This window comes from Bradyrhizobium sp. Ken01 (assembly GCF_055807355.1).
Window position 1 is genome coordinate 194,622 of the sequence record NZ_JBVVPC010000005.1, and the last position, 20,548, is coordinate 215,169.

22 protein-coding genes are annotated in these 20,548 nt (G+C 63.8%); 9 read left to right on the forward strand and 13 right to left on the reverse strand.

What is annotated here, in order from left to right; all coding sequences use genetic code 11:
• Positions 1-90: 90 nt before the first annotated feature.
• On the reverse strand, positions 91-1,755 hold the full coding sequence (locus tag AC0L3S_RS08005) for an L-lactate permease (RefSeq protein ID WP_473278643.1): 1,665 nt from the start codon (positions 1,753-1,755) through the stop codon (positions 91-93).
• A 313-nt stretch (positions 1,756-2,068) separates the two neighbouring features.
• Here AC0L3S_RS08005 and AC0L3S_RS08010 point away from each other — a divergent pair, with 313 nt between their 5' ends.
• Positions 2,069-3,832: an ABC transporter ATP-binding protein/permease gene (locus AC0L3S_RS08010; protein WP_473278644.1), complete on the forward strand. Its 1,764-nt coding sequence runs from the start codon at positions 2,069-2,071 to the stop codon at positions 3,830-3,832.
• A gap of 251 nt (positions 3,833-4,083) precedes the next feature.
• Here AC0L3S_RS08010 and AC0L3S_RS08015 read toward each other — a convergent pair whose 3' ends face one another.
• The 5 genes from AC0L3S_RS08015 to AC0L3S_RS08035 all read right to left on the reverse strand — a co-directional run bounded on the left by AC0L3S_RS08015 (position 4,084) and on the right by AC0L3S_RS08035 (position 10,074).
• On the reverse strand, positions 4,084-5,088 hold the full coding sequence (locus tag AC0L3S_RS08015; RefSeq protein WP_473265746.1) for a TorF family putative porin: 1,005 nt from the start codon (positions 5,086-5,088) through the stop codon (positions 4,084-4,086).
• A gap of 413 nt (positions 5,089-5,501) precedes the next feature.
• Complete coding sequence (locus tag AC0L3S_RS08020; RefSeq protein ID WP_473265745.1) at positions 5,502-5,861, reverse strand: histone; 360 nt, start codon at positions 5,859-5,861, stop codon at positions 5,502-5,504.
• Positions 5,862-5,960: 99 nt separating this feature from the next.
• On the reverse strand, positions 5,961-7,283 hold the full coding sequence (gene glcF, locus AC0L3S_RS08025; protein WP_473278645.1) for a glycolate oxidase subunit GlcF: 1,323 nt from the start codon (positions 7,281-7,283) through the stop codon (positions 5,961-5,963).
• Positions 7,280-8,518, reverse strand: coding sequence for an FAD-binding protein (locus AC0L3S_RS08030; protein ID WP_473278646.1), 1,239 nt, complete (start codon positions 8,516-8,518; stop codon positions 7,280-7,282). Before AC0L3S_RS08030 ends, glcF begins: the two co-directional genes overlap by 4 nt.
• Before the next feature lie 62 nt (positions 8,519-8,580).
• Complete coding sequence (locus AC0L3S_RS08035; RefSeq protein ID WP_473278648.1) at positions 8,581-10,074, reverse strand: FAD-linked oxidase C-terminal domain-containing protein; 1,494 nt, start codon at positions 10,072-10,074, stop codon at positions 8,581-8,583.
• 273 nt (positions 10,075-10,347) lie between these two features.
• Here AC0L3S_RS08035 and cycA point away from each other — a divergent pair, with 273 nt between their 5' ends.
• Positions 10,348-10,743 (forward strand): cytochrome c-550 CycA, encoded by a 396-nt coding sequence (cycA, locus tag AC0L3S_RS08040; protein ID WP_473278649.1) that lies wholly within the window; start codon positions 10,348-10,350, stop codon positions 10,741-10,743.
• Between the two features lie 108 nt (positions 10,744-10,851).
• On the opposite strand, the gene AC0L3S_RS08045 is transcribed toward cycA, so the two are convergent.
• The gene (locus AC0L3S_RS08045) at positions 10,852-11,808 is read right to left on the reverse strand and encodes an alpha/beta fold hydrolase (protein ID WP_473278650.1); all 957 of its coding nucleotides are present in this window, start codon (positions 11,806-11,808) and stop codon (positions 10,852-10,854) included.
• Positions 11,809-12,133: 325 nt separating this feature from the next.
• On the opposite strand from AC0L3S_RS08045, the gene AC0L3S_RS08050 reads away from it, so the two are divergent.
• Positions 12,134-12,316, forward strand: coding sequence for a hypothetical protein (locus AC0L3S_RS08050; RefSeq protein ID WP_007596968.1), 183 nt, complete (start codon positions 12,134-12,136; stop codon positions 12,314-12,316).
• A gap of 12 nt (positions 12,317-12,328) precedes the next feature.
• On the opposite strand, the gene AC0L3S_RS08055 is transcribed toward AC0L3S_RS08050, so the two are convergent.
• The 3 genes from AC0L3S_RS08055 to ykgO form a co-directional block, all read right to left on the reverse strand.
• Positions 12,329-12,589: a hypothetical protein gene (locus AC0L3S_RS08055; RefSeq protein WP_473265739.1), complete on the reverse strand. Its 261-nt coding sequence runs from the start codon at positions 12,587-12,589 to the stop codon at positions 12,329-12,331.
• 124 nt (positions 12,590-12,713) lie between these two features.
• A complete protein-coding gene (locus AC0L3S_RS08060; protein WP_473278651.1) occupies positions 12,714-13,355 on the reverse strand; it encodes a tetratricopeptide repeat protein in 642 nt (213 codons plus the stop codon).
• A gap of 107 nt (positions 13,356-13,462) precedes the next feature.
• Complete coding sequence (ykgO, locus tag AC0L3S_RS08065) at positions 13,463-13,588, reverse strand: type B 50S ribosomal protein L36 (RefSeq protein WP_006611362.1); 126 nt, start codon at positions 13,586-13,588, stop codon at positions 13,463-13,465.
• Positions 13,589-13,911: 323 nt separating this feature from the next.
• Between ykgO and AC0L3S_RS08070 the strand changes: the two genes are divergently transcribed.
• Positions 13,912-14,796 (forward strand): amidohydrolase family protein, encoded by an 885-nt coding sequence (locus tag AC0L3S_RS08070; RefSeq protein ID WP_473265737.1) that lies wholly within the window; start codon positions 13,912-13,914, stop codon positions 14,794-14,796.
• Positions 14,797-14,910: 114 nt separating this feature from the next.
• On the opposite strand, the gene AC0L3S_RS08075 is transcribed toward AC0L3S_RS08070, so the two are convergent.
• A complete protein-coding gene (locus AC0L3S_RS08075; protein WP_473265736.1) occupies positions 14,911-15,258 on the reverse strand; it encodes a MerR family transcriptional regulator in 348 nt (115 codons plus the stop codon).
• An 84-nt stretch (positions 15,259-15,342) separates the two neighbouring features.
• Here AC0L3S_RS08075 and AC0L3S_RS08080 point away from each other — a divergent pair, with 84 nt between their 5' ends.
• From AC0L3S_RS08080 to AC0L3S_RS08095, 4 genes are all read left to right on the forward strand, one after another.
• Positions 15,343-16,353: a zinc-dependent alcohol dehydrogenase family protein gene (locus AC0L3S_RS08080; RefSeq protein WP_473278653.1), complete on the forward strand. Its 1,011-nt coding sequence runs from the start codon at positions 15,343-15,345 to the stop codon at positions 16,351-16,353.
• 93 nt (positions 16,354-16,446) lie between these two features.
• Positions 16,447-17,223 (forward strand): haloacid dehalogenase type II, encoded by a 777-nt coding sequence (locus AC0L3S_RS08085; RefSeq protein ID WP_473278654.1) that lies wholly within the window; start codon positions 16,447-16,449, stop codon positions 17,221-17,223.
• Complete coding sequence (locus tag AC0L3S_RS08090; RefSeq protein WP_473278655.1) at positions 17,220-17,687, forward strand: YbaK/EbsC family protein; 468 nt, start codon at positions 17,220-17,222, stop codon at positions 17,685-17,687. Before AC0L3S_RS08085 ends, AC0L3S_RS08090 begins: the two co-directional genes overlap by 4 nt.
• A gap of 55 nt (positions 17,688-17,742) precedes the next feature.
• Entirely contained in the window at positions 17,743-18,582 is an 840-nt protein-coding gene (locus AC0L3S_RS08095; protein WP_473278656.1) for an adenylate/guanylate cyclase domain-containing protein, read from the forward strand.
• A 68-nt stretch (positions 18,583-18,650) separates the two neighbouring features.
• Here AC0L3S_RS08095 and AC0L3S_RS08100 read toward each other — a convergent pair whose 3' ends face one another.
• Both AC0L3S_RS08100 and AC0L3S_RS08105 read right to left on the reverse strand, forming a co-directional pair.
• Positions 18,651-19,007, reverse strand: a complete 357-nt coding sequence (locus AC0L3S_RS08100; protein WP_473265731.1) for a hypothetical protein — start codon at positions 19,005-19,007, stop codon at positions 18,651-18,653.
• A 95-nt stretch (positions 19,008-19,102) separates the two neighbouring features.
• Positions 19,103-20,086, reverse strand: coding sequence for a tripartite tricarboxylate transporter substrate binding protein (locus AC0L3S_RS08105; RefSeq protein WP_473278657.1), 984 nt, complete (start codon positions 20,084-20,086; stop codon positions 19,103-19,105).
• Positions 20,087-20,237: 151 nt separating this feature from the next.
• On the opposite strand from AC0L3S_RS08105, the gene AC0L3S_RS08110 reads away from it, so the two are divergent.
• The gene (locus AC0L3S_RS08110; RefSeq protein ID WP_473265729.1) at positions 20,238-20,495 is read left to right on the forward strand and encodes a hypothetical protein; all 258 of its coding nucleotides are present in this window, start codon (positions 20,238-20,240) and stop codon (positions 20,493-20,495) included.
• The last annotated feature ends 53 nt before the right edge of the window (positions 20,496-20,548 follow it).

The window sequence follows — 20,548 nt, forward strand, 5'->3', positions numbered from 1 at the left end:
GCGCCGTTGAGAAGGTTCGCCATGCGCGACGCAAAAATCCCCGCGAGGGCCGACCTCGCGGGGATTTGGGTTGAAGCCGGGCGTGGCCTGCTACTTCAGCACCATCGCCGTGAACGGATAGACATAGGCCTGCAGCGTCACGAGCACACCGACGAGGCAGGCCAGCACGATCGAGTGCCAGAACACGAAGCGCAGGATCGTGCCCTCATGGCCGTACCAGTTGGTCGCGGTCGAGGCGACCACGATGGACTGCGCGTCGATCATCTTGCCCATCACGCCGCCGGACGAGTTGGCCGCACCCATCAGGATCGGCGACAGGCCGAGTTGCTCGGAGGTGATCTTCTGAAGATTTCCGAACAGCACGTTGGAGGCGGTGTCCGATCCCGTCAGCGCCACGCCCAACCAGCCGAGCAGCGTGCCGAAGAAGGGATAGAGCACGCCGGTTGCGGCGAAGGCGAGGCCGAGCGTCGCGTCGACGCCAGAGAGCCGCGTCAGCGTGCCGATCGCGAGCATCGCCGAGATCGTGATCAGCGAGATTGCGCACAGCCGGATGGTGCGGCCGTACTGGATCACGAGCTTGCCGGGCCCGACGCCCATCAGGAAGCCGGAGATGATCGCGGCAATCAGCATGCCTGTGCCGGTGAACGAGAGATAGGTGAAGCCGAACACGGCGCTCTCTTTCGTCGGCCCTGGCGCGACCGGCGGCATCTTGTTGATCATCTGATGCAGCTCGGGAACGGGATAGCTCCAGGTGAAGATCGAGTTCGCCCAGGTCTTGAATCCACCATTGCCCCAGATCAGCATCACGATACAAACGATGATCCACGGCAGCAGCGCGCTGAACAGCTCGCTCTGCGTCAGCGGCGTCTTGTCCATCGGTTTTGCCGCGGCCATGGTGGCGGCCGATTCATCGCGCCCGCGCAGCGCCGGGGACAGCCAGAGCTGCCTGGGCTGCCAGACCTTCAGGAACAGGATCAGCGCGCCCATCGAGATCAGCGAGGCCCCGATGTCGACGATCCAGGGATTGATGAAGTTCGAGATTAAGAATTGCGGGACCGCGAACGACACGCCGGTGACCAGGATTGCCGGCCAGACGTCCTTCATGCCCTTCCAGCCCGCGAACGCCCACACCACCCAGAACGGCACGATCAGCGAGAAGAACGGCAATTGCCGGCCGACCATCGCGCCGAGGATGTAGGGATCAAGCCCGGTGACCGAGGCAAGGCCCTGGATCGGCGTGCCCAGCGCCCCATAGGCGACCGGCGCGGTGTTGGCGATCAGCGACAGGCCGCTTGCTGCAAGCGGCGAGAAGCCGAGGCCGATCAGGACGGCGCCCGTGATCGCGACCGGCGTGCCGAAGCCCGAGGCGCCCTCGAAGAACGCACCGAACGAGAACGCGATCAGCAGCAATTGCAGCCGCCGGTCCTCGGTGACGCCGCCGACCGCGCGCTTGAGCAATTCGAAGCGTCCGGTGCTCACCGTCACCTGGTAGAGAAAGATGACGTTGAGAACAATCCAGCCGATCGGGAAGAACCCGGTGACGATGCCCAGCACCGAGGCGCGGATCGACATGTTCGCCGGCATGGTGAAGACGAAGATCGTGATCAAATTGGCCACGATCACGGCGATGACCGCCGCGATATGAGCCTGGACGCGGCCGCTCGCGATCAGGATCAGCAATGTGACGACAGGGACCGCCGCCGCGATCGTCGACAGCACAGGGCTGTGCAACGGGTCATAAACTTGATTCCACATGATCTTCCTCCCCCACGCATGTGTGCTGCAGGCGGCCCGCGTGGACAGCCGATCCTGCTTGACGCTGAAGCGATAACCCCCGAGCTGGACGCGAATTCCTCGCGAATGCAGCGGTTCCCGTCCGCTCACAAGCTCGCGAAATCCCGGAGGCCCCCACCCCGCGCCGATGCGCCCCATGCTAGGGTTGCAAGCTGCGACAAGCCAACGCAAATTGCAGCACTTGCGACTTTAGTCTAAGCGCGCCGATTTCCGCCGTCGTCCCAGGTCTTTGGCCCTTGGCAGTTGTGCACATCCCCTCAGGAGACAGAGCTCTGTGAAGAACATCAGCGCCACGCTCGCGATCGTCTGGCGAATCGCCGCCCCGTATTTCCGGTCCGAGGACAAATGGGCTGGCCGCGGCCTGCTCGCCGCTGTCATCGCGATGGAGCTGGCGCTGGTCGCGATCGACGTCCTGGTCAATCAATGGCAGAACCGGTTCTACAGCTCGCTGCAGGCAAGTGATTGGGATAGTTTCGTCAGGGAGATCTGGATCTTCATCGGCCTCGCCTCCGCCTTCATCGCGCTGGCGGTCTATAAGCTGTACCTGAACCAGTGGCTCCAGATCCGCTGGCGGCAATGGCTGACCCGGCACTACCTCGGCGAATGGCTGCAAGGCGCCACCCATTACCGCATGCAGCTCAAGGGCGATGCGGCGGACAACCCGGACCAGCGCATCACCGAGGACGTCAAGAATTTCGTCGAGCAGACCCTGACTATCGGGCTCGGCCTGCTCTCGTCGATCGTGACGCTGTTCTCCTTCGTAATCATCCTCTGGGGCCTCTCCAACGCCGCGCCGCTGCACCTGTTCGGCGCCGATCTCATGATCCCCGGCTATCTGTGCTGGGGCGCGCTGGTCTACGCGATCTTCGGTACAGCGCTGACGCACTGGATCGGCGCCCCGCTGGTCAACCTCAATTTCGAGCAGCAGCGCTTCGAGGCCGACTTCCGCTTCAACCTCGTCCGCGTCCGCGAGAATTCCGAGCAGATCGCGCTGCTCAAGGGCGAAGGCGCCGAGCGCGGCCGGCTGCTGGAGCGCTTCGGCTTCGTGATCGGCAATTGGTACGCCATCATGAGCCGTACCAAGCGCCTCACCGCGTTCACCGCGAGCTATCAGCAGGCCGCCGTGATCTTTCCCTACGTGCTGGTGGCGCCGGCCTTCTTCGCCAAGAAGATCCAGCTTGGCGACATGATGCAGACCGCCTCGGCCTTCTCGAGCGTACAGGGCGCATTGTCGTTCTTCGTCACGGCGTACCGATCGCTGGCGGAATGGCGCTCGATCGTCGCGCGCCTCGACGGCTTCGAGATGTCGGTTGATGCGGCCGCGCACCTGCCGCCGCACGAGCCTGCGATTGCCCTCAAGGCCGCCGGCGGCAATCGCAATATCGCCCTCGAACAGCTCTGCGTGAACCTGCCGAGCGGCACGCCGCTGGTCGCAGCCGACGCCTTCTCCGTCCAGACGCCCGAGCGCGTGCTGGTGACCGGACCGTCGGGCTCCGGGAAGTCGACGCTGTTCCGGGCCATCGCCGGCATCTGGCCGTTCGGCACCGGCAGCATCTTCGTCCCGGAAAAAGCGAAGCTGATGATGCTGCCCCAGCGCCCCTATTTCCCGGTGGGCGTGCTGCGCGACGCGGTGGTCTATCCGGCCGCGCCGGGCGCGTTCGAAACCTCACGTGTCAGGGATGCGCTGATCGCGGTCGGGCTGCCCGACCTCGCCGAGCGGCTCGAGGAGGACGGTCATTGGAACCGGATGCTGTCGCTCGGCGAGCAGCAGCGCCTGGGGCTCGCCCGCGCGCTGCTGCATGCGCCGGACTATCTGTTCCTGGACGAGGCCACGGCCTCGCTGGACGAGCCGTCCGAGGCCCGCCTGTACCGGCTGCTGGCGGAGAAGCTGCCACAGGCCACCCTCGTCTCGATCGGCCACCGCTCGACGCTGGAAGCCTTCCATACCCGCAAGGTGACGATGGTGAAGCACGGCTCGATCCACGTCCTCGGCGACGGTGGTGTGCCGGTCGAGAAGGAGCCGAGCGCGGCACGCTGAGAACGCTCGACCAAGCCCTGAGGCTAATGGCCCTTCGTTGCGGCCCTCCTTCGAGACGCCCGCCTTTGACGGGCCCTCAGGATGAGGTCTGTCCTCGCGATGAAATCTGTGAGCCCTCCTGGTGAGGAGCAGGAGCCCGCCGGAGGCGGGCGTCTCGAACCATGCGGGCCCCCGGCCTGTGCGCCAAAGTCCCAAAGCATAAGGGCGGCAGGTTGCCCTGCCGCCCTCATCAAGTCGCTTCGGGAAGAAGCTTACTTCAGGTTGCTCATCGCGGTCAGGTCGAAGGACAGCTTGGCAATGCCGGCCGCGCCGCACCAGTTGGAGCCAGCGCCGCCCGGATTGATCGCGGTGACGTTGGTGGTGCCGGTGGCGTTGAAGGCGCTGGTGAAGGCGTTGCAATCACCCTTGTTCAGGTCGGTGTCGGAGTAACGCAGGTCCAGCGTGAACACCTTGTAGGTGAAGCCGATGCCGATGTTCCAGGTGTTGTAGTCCTTGTAGGGGATTCCGTTGGCGAAAACGGTGCCGACGCCGGTGCCGTAGAAGGCGTCCGAAGTACCGAACCACTGCCGGCCGAACTCACCCGACACGTACATGCCCATGCCGGAAGCACCGAAGGCCGTGCTGGGCGCCGTGTATTTGGCGGTCAACGAAGCGTAGTTGCCCCATGCACCCGAGTTCAGGAAGTTCGGCGAGTAGTACTCGGTCGCGCCGACCGTGAAGCTGTCGTTGATGGTGTAGTTCACCTTGCCGTAGACTTCGACGAAGCTGACGTCCTTCTTCATGACGTTGCCGTCGGCGAGGAAGATCGTGGTCGTGCTGACGCCGCAGACGTTGCCGCCGGGAATGCCGCCGGTGAGCACGTTGTCGGCGCAGCTGCCGCCCGGATACAGGTAGCCCCAGACGCCGATGTCGAACGCGAAGGCGCCGAAGGTCGGGCGGATACCGCCGTAGATGTCGACTTCAGCAGCGGCGCGATTGGCGAAGGAGATGCTCTCGGCGGACACGCCGACGTAGAGCTGGAGGTCCTTGTTGACGTTGTAGCGCGGCTCAAAATAGGCGGCGACCGACGCTTTGTGGTTCGACTGCGTGACGCCGCGGAAGATGTAGTCGCTCATGATGGCGCCGCCGAAGGCGATATCCCAGGGATCGAACGCAACCACCGGCGGGGCTTTCTTAGCCTTCACCGCCATGTCTGCCGCGAAAGCCGAGCCCGTCACCATTGCCAGCGCCGTTGCCAACAAAGCCACTTTTTTCATTTCGATCCCCATCACCAGTTCTAAGACCCCAGCCGGATCCCGGAAGCCCCCGGAACGCACGACCTGATTGCAAATTTCGTAACTGCGGCAATCTGGATGGGGTGAGGCAAACCGTGAAGCAAAAAACACGGGCATCTGCCGACTTTTTGGGCGTTCTGACGATTCCACGGAAGGTTGTCAGCCTGTGTGTCTTCTCGAACACATTATTTGCATTCCAAAGTGCACTGGGAGGCCCGGGTTAGTACGGGTCCTGCGGTACCGTGCTGCCCGCGCCACGAATCAGGCTGCCTCCGGACAAGACCATCCTCCGCGCGCCGTCGCGCGATGCAAAAAGGCCGCAGCATCACCGCTGCGGCCTCCCTGTTGTCGATCGTGGTCGTCGGATGGGTCCAGCCCTTGGCCCGACCTTGGGCCTAACCCTGTCCCTCGGCCGGCGTCGAGTCCGCAGAAGACGAAGGCATCGCCCAGCTTGTCTCGGCGGCGGGCTCAGGAGCCGGAGCTGCCGGCGTTGACGGCTTCGGCGCGGGAGCTGCCTTCGCCTTCTTCGGCGCCGCTTTCTTCGCAGTCTTCTTGGCGGCCTTTTTGGGCGCAGCCTGCTTAGCGGCCTTCTTGGCCGCCTTCTTCGGCGCGGCCTTCTTCGCAGATTTCTTTGTAGCCTTCTTGGCAGACTTCTTCGCGGACTTCTTGGCTGCCTTCTTTGCGGTCTTCTTCGCCGCTACCGCCTTCTTGGCCTTTTTAGCCTTCTTGCTTTTTTTCTTCTTCGCTTTCGCCATCGTGGTCCTCCTGTTGCCGCCGAACAATGGTCGATCGGGTGTCGTCAGCCGCCACCTCCGGACGAAAGCTCAGCCCCCGAAAGCTCAGTCTTCGAAAGCTCAGTCTTGCGCGTTCAACGCCGGCCGCGACCCGCCCGTAGCCCAATCGAGAAGCTCAATCGTGTGTACGACCGGAACTGACGTGCCACTGGCAATCTGCACCATGCAGCCGATATTGCCTGCGGCAATCATGTCCGGCTTGACGCTCGCGATGTTGGCGACCTTGCGATCGCGCAACCGGCCCGCAAGCTCGGGCTGGAGAATGTTGTAAGTCCCCGCCGAACCGCAACACAAATGGCTCTCCGGCACATCTTTCACCACGAATCCATTATTGGAAAGCAATTCTTTCGGAAGGCCCGTGATTTTCTGCCCGTGCTGCAACGAACACGCAGAGTGATAGGCGACGACGATGTTGTCCTGGCGCGCGATGGCCGCGAGTCCAAGGCCGGCGACGTATTCAGTGATGTCCTTGGCGAGCGCAGAGACCTTCGCCGCATCGGCGGCAAACGCAGTGTCCTCTCGCAAAAGATAGCCGTAGTCCTTGATCACGGTGCCGCAGCCTGACGCCGTCACCAGGATCGCGTCGAGCCCCTCGCCGGCCGCTTCCGCGCACCACGCCGCGACATTGGCGCGAGCCCGCGCCAATGCGTCCTGGTCGTTGCCGAGGTGATGGGTCAGCGCGCCGCAGCACTGCTCGTCCCTGACAAGGACGACCTCGATGCCGTGGCGCGTGAGGAGACTGATGGCGGCCTGGTTGATGCGCGGCGCAAGAACCTGCTGAGCGCAGCCCTGGAGCAGCGCGACCCGGCCGCGCTTCTTGCCGAGAGCCGCGAACACACTCCCGGCGGCGGGCCCCCGCGGCGGCAGCCGGCTCGGCGCCAGCGCCAGCATCGCCTTGAGGCGCAGGATCATGCCGGGCGTCGCCGATGGCCGGGGCGTCGGCAGCAACGCCGCCAGCGGGCGGGCCAGCCGTGCCAGCACCATGCTGGCGCGGAAGCGCTGCGGGTCCGGCAGGACGAAGGCCAGCACCCGGCGCAGCAGCCGCTCGGCCAGCGGCCGCTCGTAACGCTGCTCGATCCTGACCCGGGCCTGATCGACCAGATGCATGTAATTCACCCCCGAGGGGCAGGTCGTCATGCAGGCCAGGCACGACAGGCAGCGGTCGACATGTTTGACCACTTCGGCGGTCGGCGTCTGGTCCTTCTCCAGCATCTCCTTGATCAGATAGATGCGGCCGCGCGGGCTATCGAGCTCGTCGCCAAGCAGCACATAGGTCGGACAGGTTGCGGTGCAGAAGCCGCAATGGACGCAGGCGCGCAGGATCTTGTCGGCTTCCGCGATGTCGGGATCGGCGAGCTGCGCGAGTGAGAATTCGGTCTTCATGCCGCAACGCCCCGCGACAGCCGGCCCCGGTTGAGGATGGTCTTCGGATCGAAGCTGGCGCGGACCCGCTCGCTCAAGGCGGCAAGGCCAGGGGCTTGCGGGTGGAATACATCGATCGTGCGCCTGATGTCCTCGGCCGCTCGGATCAGCGTAGCGTGCCCGCCGGCCGCATTTGCACGTTCGCGCACGGCCGGGCCATGCGCGTCCGGCTTCGGGGGCAACGCCGCCCAGATCAGTCCACCACCCCAATCGTAGATCAATTCGCCGCCGGTCTCGCGCGCCAGCAGCGTCCCGAGCGCCGCGCCCGACGCCGGCGGACAGACGATCCGCCAGACCGGCCAAGCCCCCAGCGCGCCGTCAGCCGCGAACGGCAGGACGTCGCGGATCGTGGTCCACAGCGCCGCTGACACCGTGTCCTCGACGAGAGTTGCGGTTCCGAACGGCGCCAGCAATTCGCGCAGCGAGCCGGCACGGTGGGCGGCCGAGGCGGTAATGCCCTCGAGCCGCAGCATGGTCAGCGCCTCGCTTTGGCCTGCGATATCGCCGAGGCCTTCGGTCCTGGTCCGGAACGCCGATGTCGGCAGGTGCGCGGCCCCGGAGACGTCGAAGGGCGAGCCGAGCGCCGCCGTCATCGCCTGGTTGGCGGCGGCACCGTCGAGCCCGCGCAGCAACAGCGTCCGCTCGGCCTCCGGCTTCGGCATCACCTTCAGCGTGACCTCGGTCATGACCGACAGCGTGCCCCAGGAACCGGCGAGAAGCTTGCAGAGGTCGTAGCCGGTGACGTTCTTCACCACCTTGCCGCCGGTCTTGAAGCTGTCGCCGAAACCGGAGACGGCATGCGCCCCGAGCAGATGGTCGCGCGCCCCACCCGCCTTGATCCGGCGCGGACCGGCCAGTCCAGCCGCGATCATGCCGCCGATGGTGCCTGATACCGGCGTGCCGAGCAGCGGCGCGGTGTTCATCGGCTCGAAGGCGAATTGCTGGTTTTTGGCATCGATCAGCGACAGCACGTCGGCCAACGGCGCGCCGGCCTGGAGCGTGACAATGAGTTCGTTGGGCTCGTAGGCGGTGATGGCATTCAGCGCGGAGACGTCGAGCACGGCATTGGTCGCCATCGCATGGCCGATGCCGCGCTTGGAACCATGGCCGATGATCTCGAGCGGCTGCTCATTGGCAATCGCCGCGCGCACCACTTCTTCGACGTCTTTGGCGTCTCGTACCTTGAGCGTATCCACGACTGAGGCGGTAGCGAAATTTGCAGCGAAAATCAAATCTGGCGCGTTGCAGCGAGGCGACGTTAAAATCGCGGGATGTCGGGAAACGCCAGCTTCCCAGCATGGACGTGCATGCGGCCGAGCTCGGCGCAGCGGTGCAGGGTCGGAAACACCTTTCCGGGATTGAGCAGGCCCTGCGCGTCGAAGGCGCATTTCAGGCGCTGCTGCTGGTTGAGGTCGATCTCGCTGAACATCTCCGGCATCAGATCGCGCTTCTCGATGCCGACGCCGTGCTCGCCGGTGAGCACGCCGCCGAACTCGACGCAGGCGCGCAGGATGTCGGCGCCGAAGGCTTCGGCGCGCTCGATCTCGCCGGGCTTGTTGGCGTCGTAGAGGATCAACGGATGCAGATTGCCGTCGCCGGCATGGAACACGTTGGCGCAACCGAGCTGGTATTTTTCCGAGAGCTCGCGGATGCGCGCCAGCGCCTTCGGCAGCGCACCGCGCGGGATGGTGCCGTCCATGCAGAGATAGTCCGGCGAGATGCGGCCGACGGCGGGGAACGCAGCCTTGCGCCCCGCCCAGAACAAATTGCGCTCGGCCTCCGAGGCCGAGATCTGGCAGGTGGTCGAGCCGCAAGCGTTCGCAATCGCCTCGACCCGCGTGATCAGCTCGTCGACCTCGATCTTGGGACCGTCGAGCTCGATGATGAGGAGCGCCTCGACATCGAGCGGATAGCCGGCATGGACGAAGGCCTCCGCGGCGTGGATCGCGGGCTTGTCCATCATCTCCATGCCGCCGGGAATGATGCCGGCGCCGATGATGCGCGCCACGCATTCGCCGGCCGCCTCGACTTGCGCGAATCCGACCATCAGCGCGCGCGCCGTCTCCGGCTTTTGCAGGATGCGCACCGTGATCTCGGTGATGACGCCGAGCAGGCCTTCCGAGCCGGTGATGACGCCCATCAGGTCGTAGCCTGAGTTCTCCGCCGATTTTCCGCCGATGCGCAGGATCTCGCCGCTCATCAGCACGATCTCGCAGCCGAGCACGTTGTTGGTGGTCATGCCGTATTTCAGGCAGTGCACGCCGCCGGAATTCTCCGCGACATTGCCGCCGATCGAGCAGGCGATCTGCGAGGACGGATCCGGCGCGTAGTAGAATCCGGCATGGGCGACGGCCTGGCTGATCGCGAGGTTGGTGACGCCGGGTTCGGTGACGACGGCGCGGTTGTCGAAATCGATCTCGCGGATGCGCTTGAACTTGCCGAGTCCCAGGAGCACGCCGTCTTCCAGCGGCAGCGCGCCGCCGGACAACGAGGTGCCGGAGCCGCGCGGCACCACTTTGATGCCCTGCCCTGCACAATATTTCAGGACGAGCGAAACCTGCTCGGTCGTGTCGGGCAGCACCACGACCATCGGCGGCTGCCGATAGGCCGTCAGTCCGTCGGATTCATAGGCCCGCATCTCGGCAGGCGTATCGATCACGCCTTCGCCCGGCACGATTGCGCGCAATGCAGCCACGATCTCGGCGCGACGCGCGAGCACAGCCTGGTCGCTCGCGGGCATCATGATGGCCATATCACATCCTTCATGGCGTATCCTTCCGGCTGAGGCCGCAGGATCGAATTGTCGCGGCAAATCAACCATGTCCGCGGTGGTTTGGGTAGGCCATCCGAAAGTCGGATCGACGATCTTGCGCGAGTTCGCTCTGGGACAAGTAGGAAATCGTGAAACCTGCCATGGTTTGGCGGCTTGTCCAATCCGAGCAGGCCTGCCAAAACCGGCAGGTCCGACCATTGCCGATCAGGCATGCAACTGACCAGCCCCCAGGGAAGAGACGAAGAGCACCCGATGACAAAACTGATTTTTGGCGCATTGACCATCCTCACCGCGATTGCCACCGCACCCGCCGCGATGGCGCAGGACGTTGCGGCCGGCAAATCGTCTTTCAACAAATGCCTGGCCTGTCACGCGATCGGCGAAGGCGCCAAGAACAAGGTCGGCCCCGAGCTCAACGGCCTCGACGGCCGCAAGTCCGGCACCGCGCCGGACTACAATTATTCCGACGCCAACAAGAATTCCGGCATCACCTGGAACGAGGCCCAGTTCAAGGAATACATCAAGGACCCCAAGGCCAAGATCCCCGGCACCAAGATGGCGTTCGCCGGCATCAAGAACGAGACCGAGATCAACAATCTCTGGGCCTACGTGTCGCAGTTCGACAAGGACGGGAAGATCAAGCAGTAAGCGCGCGACGGGCGGCCGCTGGAGCTTCGGTTCTGAACCGGAGCTCCAGCTTCTTTTTTTGACGCGTTTTCTTCACGCGAACCGGCAGCCACTTCGCTCGAAAACGCTCTAATCGGCGACCGTCTGCGCCGATACGATTTTCCCGATCATCGTCTCGATCTCCGCCTTCACGAGATCGGGCACCGCGTTCTGCACCATGTGGCCGAGATCAGGCAGCACGATCAGCTTCGCATTCTGCACGGTGGCGGCGAACGGGCGCGCGTGAATGTCGGTCTTTACCGTCTTGTCGGGTTCGCCGGCGATGATCGTGACCGGCGCCGATATCTCGCCGTAGCGCGCAACCTGCGCGGCGACCGCTTCCTTCAGCGTCACCAGATCATAGGCATTGGCGATGAACTCGCGCGGGCGCAGCAGCAGCGGCGTCGCGGAGTCCTGCACGAAACCGTCTGGCATCATTTGCGGCAGGAAGACGTTGCGCGCGCCGGGCTCGCTCAGGAAGTAGCCCAGCGGCAGGGTTATGGTGTAGGCGAGCAGCGGGCCGATCACGGGCGTTGCGATGACCTCGTTGTAGCGGCCGACGCCGCCGCGCCAGGGATGGGTGACGGGCGCGAGCATCACAAGGCCCGCGACGCGGCCGGGATGATCGAGCGCCAGCCGTGCGCCGAGCGCACCGCTCCAGGAATGCACCACGAAGACCGCGCGATCGATCCCGAGCTTGCCGAGCGCCTCATCGATCATCCGCACCTGGACCTCCGGGGTCGAATCCTGCCGCCGCGCCCGCGTGCTCCAGCCGTGACCGGGACGGTCGATCAGGATCACGCGATGATTCCTGGCGAGGAGATCGCCGAGCGGCCGCCGCATCGCTTCGAGATTGGAGCTCGCGCCGTGCAGCATCACGATCGGCAGGCCCGAATCGCGCGGGCCGATATCGACGAGGTGAAGCACGGCGCCATCGACCTCGATCATCCGGCCCTGCGGTGGAAAGGCGCGTTGCACGGCGAGGACGCCGGCCTGCGTGACCAGCGCCAGCACAACCAGCGCGGTCACGACTGACATCACGATCATGGATGGAATCCGGGCGATCCAGGGCACAGGGCAGTTACGTGGCTTGCGGGCGGCAGTTTCGCCCGGGGAGCCCCCGCGCTCCACTTGAAATGCCGGGGCTGTGGATATGTGCATAATTCAAGCGGGAAAAACGCAACGAAATCAATACTGGCCCGGGAGCACGCAAGCCTCGAAACAGCTTCATGCCTTCGTCATCGCAGCTTCCTTATAATCGCCACGGTCGGTTCCGCCATTTAGACGCGGGTGGGCGCCGATCGTGCTCGCAGCCCTCGGGGATGCGGGAAAGACCGGCAGGATTTATCCTGATTTGAACCGGAGAATTGCGATGAGCCTGAGATCCAAAGACACTGCGATCGACGAGATCGTGGCAAGCTGCCACGGCGACCTGCGCGGTGCCGTGCGCGCGCTGCTGCTGATCAACGAGCATCTCGAGACGGAGCTTGCAAAGGCCTACGCCGCAGCGGTCGATCGCGGCCTCGCCGAGCGCGAAGGCAGCGTTTTGCACTAGGTCGCTGTCGACCTAGTTCGTGGTGTCCTCGTCCTTTTCCTCGTCAGGCGTGGATGCGGGACAGGCGCGGATGGTCGAACGGGCAAGCTTGGCGTCGGCCTTCGATTTGTAGGGACCGTCACCGAACCAGACGTCGCCGATGATCACGGGATTGCTGGTCACGATGTTGCATTTTCCGGTGGCGCGATTGCCGACCACCCAGAACAGTCCGTCGGCGAGGCTCGCCGTGCCCGACGCGAGCAGCAATGTACCTGCAAAGATCAAACGCTTCATGGCTGTGCTCCCGCGATGAAGGTAGGCCTGCGGCGGGGCCACCCACACCCCTCGTGACGCGGCGCGTGTGATCGTGGTTAATCGGCTAGCGCCGCATTCGCTCGAGCAATGATCGACTTGTCCGCTAAATATCGCGGCCTTCGACCTTCTCGGTCAGCGCCTTGACCTGATCGGGGATCTTCTCGAGGTGCGGGTTGACGGCGAGCGCCTTGCGGTAGGCCTCAAGTGCGCGCTTTTCGTCGCCGACCTCCTGCATGATCATGCCGAGGCCTGCGAGCGCGCCGAAATGGCGGGGCTCGCGGATCAACACCTCGCGAATGTCGGCGAGCGAGCGGCCATAATCGTTCTGCATGTAGTAGAGCGTGGCGCGACGATTCCAGGCTTCGATGTAGTCGGGCCTGAGCTTGACGACTGAATCCAGCAGCTTGATCGCAACCTCGATCTTCTTTGCGTCGACCGCGGTCTTGGCCCGCGCCATCAAAAGCGCCGCGGTGTCGCTCGGGGTCTGGATCCAGATCGCCCAGATCCGCGCCTCGACATGCTTGGCGCTGGCCTCGTCGGGCGCAGCTTTCAGCGCGCCGAACAGGAAATCGAGATTCTTGGTGCGATCGACCTTGGGCAGCTTGGCCGGCGCTTCCGGAAGTTTCTTCTGCTTGCCGGGCGGGGTCGGCGGATCAATCTGCTGTGCCAGCGCCGGAGTGAGTCCGGCGGCTCCCAGTGCGAGAGCCAGACACAGGGTGCGCGCGACGGAGAATCTCACTGCCATGGTCGAAGTCTAAACGCGCAAAGCCGCCCTTGCAAAGCAGGGGCGGCGTCAAACTCGTGTGAGACCGTGGTCTTGCGGGGCGCGCGCGGGCGTCCGGCAGGGCGAAATCAGCCCTGACGCGCCTTGAAGCGGCGCTGCACCTTGTTGATCACATAGACCCGGCCCTTGCGGCGGACCAGGCGGTTGGCGCGATGGCGACCGCGCAGCGATTTCAGCGAGTTACGGACCTTCATGGCAGAATCCTGAACGTTCGAAAGGCCGTGTTCGGCACTACCGTTTCGGCACGCGCGAATGAGGCAAAATGAGATTTTCCCGCTGGCGGACCGACCGCCCGGGACGGGGCGGTTCTTAAGGCATGGGAGGACCGGATGTCAATGTTAACTGGCCCGATCCCACCCAGCAAATTCAGGAAAACAACCCCATGCAAAGTAGAAGCGACCGGATCGGCCCAATCAGCATCTCGGACGGTGCCTGCCCCACAACGCCTTGTCCCACAACGCCTTGCCAAGTTCGTTATATCATATAATCAATTCGGCAACCCGTCGGGAGGAAACCCATGCCGAAGCTGAAGCTGCCCAATATCGACGACGTCGTCGCCATCGACATCCACACCCACGCCGAGGAGCCCTGCGGCACCCATCCCGACGACGGCTATGACGACTTCCAGGCGCAGATGGCGGACTATTTCAAGTCGCCGCACAAGCATCCGCCGACCGTGCCGGAGACCGCGGCCTACTACCGATCCAAGAAAATCGCCGCGGTGATCTTCCCGGTCGACGCCGAGCGCGAGACCGGCTTCCGCCGCTACAAGAACGAGGAGATGCTGGAGATCGCCTCCGACCATCTCGACGTCCTCATCCCCTTCGTCTCGATCGACCCGCACAAGGGAAAGCTCGGTGTGCGCGAGGCGCGCAAGCTGATCGAAGAATACGGCGTGCGCGGCTTCAAATTCCACCCGACCATGCAGGGCTTCTACGCCAACGACCGCATGGCCTATCCGCTCTATGAAGAGATCAACAATGGTGGCGCGATCGCGCTGTTCCACACCGGCCAGACCGGCGTCGGCTCGGGCATGCCCGGCGGCATGGGGATGCGGCTGAAATATTCCAACCCGATGTACATGGACGACGTCGCGGCTGATTTCCCCGACCTCAAGATCATCCTCGCCCATCCCTCCTTCCCCTGGCAGGAAGAAGCGCTGTCGGTCGCGACCCACAAGCCGAACGTCTACATCGACCTCTCGGGCTGGTCGCCGAAATATTTCCCGCCGATCCTGGTGCGCTACATCAACTCGATCCTGCAGGACAAGATGCTGTTCGGCTCGGACTGGCCGGTGATCACGCCCGACCGCTGGCTGTCGGATTTCGCCAAGATCGAGATCCGCGACGAGATCCGGCCGAAGGTGTTGAAGGCGAACGCGCGGAAGCTGCTGGGGATCTAGGCGCGTACTCGTCAGCGCATCGAGGGCTTCGACGCTGCTATCGAAGCCCTCACACTCAAACCCTCAAGGCCTAAGACTTTGGCGCGGTGAATCCGATGGCCGCGTTGCGTGCGATCAATTCACGCTTGCCAGATAGCCCGCTAAAATTGTCCGGCTTTCGCTGAGCGTCTCAATACGTTCATCGATCAGGCCGACCTGCTGAGCGAGTATTTTTCGCAGCTCGTTGCACGGCGTGAAAGCCGGATCGTTGTTCCGCACGCACGGGAGCAACCGCTTGATGGTTTCGAGCGTCATCCCCGCGGCGCCGAGCATCTTGATCCGCCGTACGGCTTCCTCTTCGGCCAGGCCATAGTCGCGATAGCCGGAGTTCGTCCGCAGCGGCGCGAGCAGTCCTTCGCCTTCGTAGTAGCGCAGCATCCGGACGCTGACCCCCGTCCGCCGGGAGAGTTCGCCGATTTTCATCTGAAGCCTCTTGACCCTGACAGCACTGTCAGACCTTACAGAATTTGCTCGTCCAAGTGAATGCCACTTGTGAAGGGAGCAACGATGAAAGCCTACCATTTGAACGGCCAAGCTGGTGCTGGCCACCTTGCGCGCGCCGAAATCAGCAAACCCGAACCCGCCAATGGCGAGGTCCGCATTCGGGTCGAAGCGGCAAGTCTGAATTACCGCGACCTCCTGATCCTCGACCGTGCAGGCCGAGGCGAGCTCAACGGCCGCGTGCCACTCTCCGACGGCGCGGGTGTCGTTGACGCCGTCGGCGCCGACGTCGCGCAATGGCAACTCGGAGACCGCGTCGCTGCATCGTTCTTCCGCGATTGGATCTCGGGGCCGTTCAACTCCAGCTATATTCCGTCATCCCTCGGTGGCAACACGATGGACGGAATGCTGGCTGAGTATGTCGTGCTGCCGGCGACCGCGCTGGTGTCCGTGCCAGCGCATCTGTCCGCGGTGGAGGCAGCGACCCTGCCCTGTGCCGGCGTCACGGCTTTCCACGGCCTGATCGCGCGCGGCGGGATGCGCAAAGGCGACACGCTGTTGGTCCAGGGAACAGGCGGCGTCGCGCTGTTCGGGCTTCAATTCGCAGCGGCGCTGGGGGCGCGTGCGATCGTGATATCCTCCTCGGATGAAAAACTCGCCCGCGCCAAGGCGCTGGGCGGCTCGATCCTCATCAACTATCGCGACACGCCTGACTGGGATGTGGGCCTGATGAAGGCGACGAATGGCGCCGGGGCCAGTCATATCCTCGAACTCGGCGGTCCCGGCACCTATGACCGATCGCTGCGATCGGTCGCTTCGGGTGGCAAGATCGTTCAGATCGGGGTTTTGACGGGGTTCGGCCCCAAGCCCGACCTCGCGCGCCTTCAGTGGGAGAATGCCGACATCATCGGTGTTACCGTCGGATCGGCCGAACACTTTGTCGCGATGAATCGCTTCCTGACCGAGCATGCGATCCACCCGATCGTCGATCGGGTCTACGATTTCGACGACGTTCTCGAAGCATATGCGCACCTCCGGACCGGCTCACACTTTGGCAAGGTCGTGATCGGGCTTTAGAAATCAGGGGCCCAGTTCGCGTTTCCGTGTTGGATCGATACCGTAGCGCCTTGTATAGTCCATGCGCCCGCAGCAATCCCGGGGACAGGTCAATTGAGTCTCAAAGCCGTTGTCTTCGACGCCTACGGAACGCTCTACGACATCCAGTCGGTCGCGGAGATCACCGAGGATGCGTTTCCCGGCTACGGTGAGATCATCACGCAGATCTGGCGGATCAAGCAGCTCGAATACACCTGGTTGCGCTCGCTGATGCGGCGCTACCAGGACTTTGCAGCCATCACGCGCGACTCGCTAGCCTATACGCTGCGCGTGCTCGGGCTCGCTTACGAGAACGAGGCATTCGAGCGCGTGATCGAGAAATATCTGCATCTCGATCTCTATCCGGATGCGACGGCAGCACTCACGGCTCTAAAGCCGCGAAAACTCGCGATCCTCTCCAACGGCAGTCCGGACATGCTGAATGCGCTCGTGCGCAACTCCGGCCTCGACGCCCTGCTCGACGCCACGATCAGCGTCGACGCGAAGAAGATCTTCAAGCCGAGCCCGGAGGCCTATGAGCTGATCGGCGAGGTGCTCGGCACCGCGCCTGACGAGGTGCTGTTCGTCTCCTCCAATCCCTGGGATGTCGCGGGCGCGAAAGCGTTCGGACTGAACGTTGCCTGGATCGAACGGGTCACGCCCGAAGCGATGGCGCTGGCTTGCGTCGAGAACGAACTCGTGGCACCGCTGACGATGTTCAAGGCGATCCGCACCCAGATGGACGAGCTCGGCTTTGCGCCGGATCATCGTGTCCGGGCGCTCTCGGAGCTGCCAGGGATTGCCTGGGCATCGCCGCCCGCCCATGAGTCTGGAATGAGCCGACCTGAATGAGCCTTCAATCCGTTCGCGATTTCTTCGCCGAAAAAGCCCCCGACATATCAGTCATCGAATCCCCGATCAGCTCCGCGACCGTGCCGTTGGCCGCCGAGGCTTATGGCGTCGAGCCCGGACGCATCGCCAAGACGCTGTCGTTGCGGATCGGCGAACGCGTGATCCTGATCGTCGCGGCCGGCACCTCGCGCATGGACAACAAGAAGGTGAAGGCGGCGTTCGGCGGCAAGCCGAAGATGCTGGGACTGGAAGAGGTCGCCGAGATCACCGGCCACGAAGTCGGCGGCGTCTGCCCGTTCGGATTGAAGGCACCGCTGCCGGTCTATTGCGACGTCTCGCTGAAAGCGTTCGATGTGGTGGTGCCGGCCGCCGGCTCGACCCACAGTGCGGTACGCATCACGCCGGAACGGATGGCCGAGCTGACCGCAGCGGAATGGGTCGATGTCTGCGAAGTCAGGCCGTAAGGCAGCTGCGGGATGCCTGATGCATTTGCCGGTCAGGGAGGCTAATGTACAGACCATGCCCGACGATAAGGTCAAACGGCGGCTGACCACCGTGCTATGCGCCGATGTGCACGGCTATTCTCGTCTCATGGAAGCAGACGAGGCGGGAACGCTGGAGACACTCCGCCGCTACCGCACGGCCATTGCGCGATTGGTGGAGCGCCATGACGGCCGGATCGTGAATACCTGGGGCGATGCTGTCATCGCCGAATTCGCTAGCGTCGTCGAAGCCGTGCAGTGTGCGGTCGAGATTCAGCAGGAAATTTCCAACCAGGATTCGGCCCCACCTCCCCCGATGCGGTTTCGCATCGGCATCAATCTCGGCGATGTGATGGTGGATCGTTCCGACCTCTACGGAGACGGGGTCAATATCGCGGCGCGTCTGCAAGAACTTGCCGAACCCGGTGGCATCGTGATCTCCAGCTCCGCCTATGATCAGGTGCACAACAAATTGTCTGTTGGCTTCGACTGCCTCGGCCAGCGTCCAATGAAAAACATTGCTCCCGTGACCAGCTATCGTGTGACCATGAGCGGCCAAACCGCTCAAGCACGGAGCTTTCCGCCTGGCGAACGCCCGACGTCTCAGACCGCAATGGCGGGGTCGCAAACTGACGCCGCGCGCCGCGACAGATCCGAGTCATCCAATTGGATGGGCTTCGTTTCAGACGGGCTGGCGAAGCTGCCCCGCCCGATTGCGGGGGCCCTCACGGTGTCGGCCTTTCTGATTCTGATCAATATTTTCACCGGCATGCACAAGATCTGGTTCCATTGGCCGGTGGCAGCTTTGCTCTTCGGCGCCATCATGCGGACGGCGCTCCGGGATCGACCTGAGTCGGGCGGCAAGGGCGAGCGCTGAACGAGGCGGCACGGCCGCATCTTCGCGCCCACTGCTGTGCGCGCGCCCGGATCATGCCTTGGGCAGCACTAATCGTCGCTATCGTCATAAGGCCGCGGCTGCGCCTGCGGAGGTGGTGGCGGCACATTGTTGTATCGCGGCGCCGGCGCCACGCGATTGCCCGGAACCTGCTGCTGCGGCGGCATCTGATTGTTGGACTGGAACACCGCGCGACAACCGCTGGAGAGCTGGGGCGTGTTCTGCCGCAAGCAGGCGGTAATGCGACTCACATCGGGGATCTGGTCGCTGCACAGCCGCCACACATCCGGCGTGCAGGCCATCTGCTGCTCCATGGTTCCGCGATACTCTTCAGCGGATGCAGCGCTTTGCGCGGCGATGCCGCCGATCGCAAGCGCTACACCCAGCGCAATCCGCTCTGTTCGCATGTCCGATTCCTTCGCGAGTCTCTCGAACTCTGTTCAATCAATGAGACGCGGAGAGGTTCTGGACCAACAAAAAAATGTGAAAACGGGCTAGGAACCTATTCCACCTTGCCGATCTTCTTGACAGCCGTAATCAGCCGCGCGCTGTCGACCGCCACGAACTCGGCGAACGCCGGCGCGTCCTGATAGGCGACGAGACTGCCCGACGTTTCGAAGGCCTTGAGCACGTCCGGGCTCGTCATCACCTGCGCCATCGCCTCGCGCAGGCGAGTCGCGATCGGCGCAGGAAGATCATTCTGTGCAAAGAGTCCGGCCCAGATGTACATCTCGACGTCCTTGTAGCCGAGCTCCTGGAACGTCGGAACGTCGGGGAAGCTCGCGATCCGCTTGGCGCCGCAATTGCCGAGCACGCGCAGCTTGCCGTCGTCCACTTGCGGCTTCAGCGTCCCCGGTGCGGCGGCGATCGCCTGCACGGTGCCGCTGAGCAGCGCGGTGAGCGCCGGTCCGGCGCCGCGAAACGGCACATGCAGCAGCTTGATATCGGCGCTGCTCGCAAACATCTCCATTGCCACATGCAGCGTGCCGTAAGGCCCCGACGAGCCATAGGTGATCTGGCCCGAGCGTTTCTTCGCATCCTCGACGAAATCCTGCGCCGTCTTCCACGGCGCCGAAGCCGGCACCGCGAGCAGCGTGGGATCGGCCAGCACCCGCGCGATCGGCATGAACTGTGAGACCTCGTAGGCCACCGGACGCTCGAACAGCCGGTCGGCCTCGGGCAGCACCGCGAGCGAGGACAGCGTCATCAGCAGCGTATAGCCATCGGGCTCGGCGCGTGCCGCCGCGGCATTGCCGACCGATCCGCCGCCACCGCCGGCGCGGTTGTCGACGATGACCGCCTTGCCGAGGATTCGCTCCAGCGCCTGTGCGACGGGACGCGCCGCAAGATCCGCCTGGCCCCCGGCCGGAAACGGCACGATCATGGTGACGTTGCGCGCGGGATAGGCTTGCGCGAAAGCCACGCTCGACAACACAGGCAACAACGGCAATGCGGCAGCGGCGCGCAGGACATCGCGTCGATCCATAGCAGATTCCCCCCTGTTTTCTTGTGTCGCCAGCCTAGCGCGACCGTCCGCAAGAACAAGCGGCGCAGCGGGATTTACCAGGTATTATCCATGTTCCGCCCGGTCAGGAACGCCCTCTGGACTCTACCGTTGCCCCCCAGGGAGTGGAGCGATGAATAGACTTCAGACCATTGACGTGGCGCTGGACGAGATGCTGGTGAATCTCGCCGCCATCGTCTTGCGGCTTTCGAAGCCGGACGTGACGCGAACCCCGGAAGCGCGACGCGCCCTGGCGCGATCTGTGCACCAATACGCGGTTTGCGCGAGGCGCTCGCACGATCCGCGTGTCCATGAATTGAAGTCGCAACTGGAAGAGACGTTGAAACCGAGCTTGCGAATTGTCGTGCGTAATGGTGAGAAGGTGTCTTAGTCCAAACCCGTCATTGCAAGCGAAGCGAAGCAATCCAGAGATCGCTGAAGCCG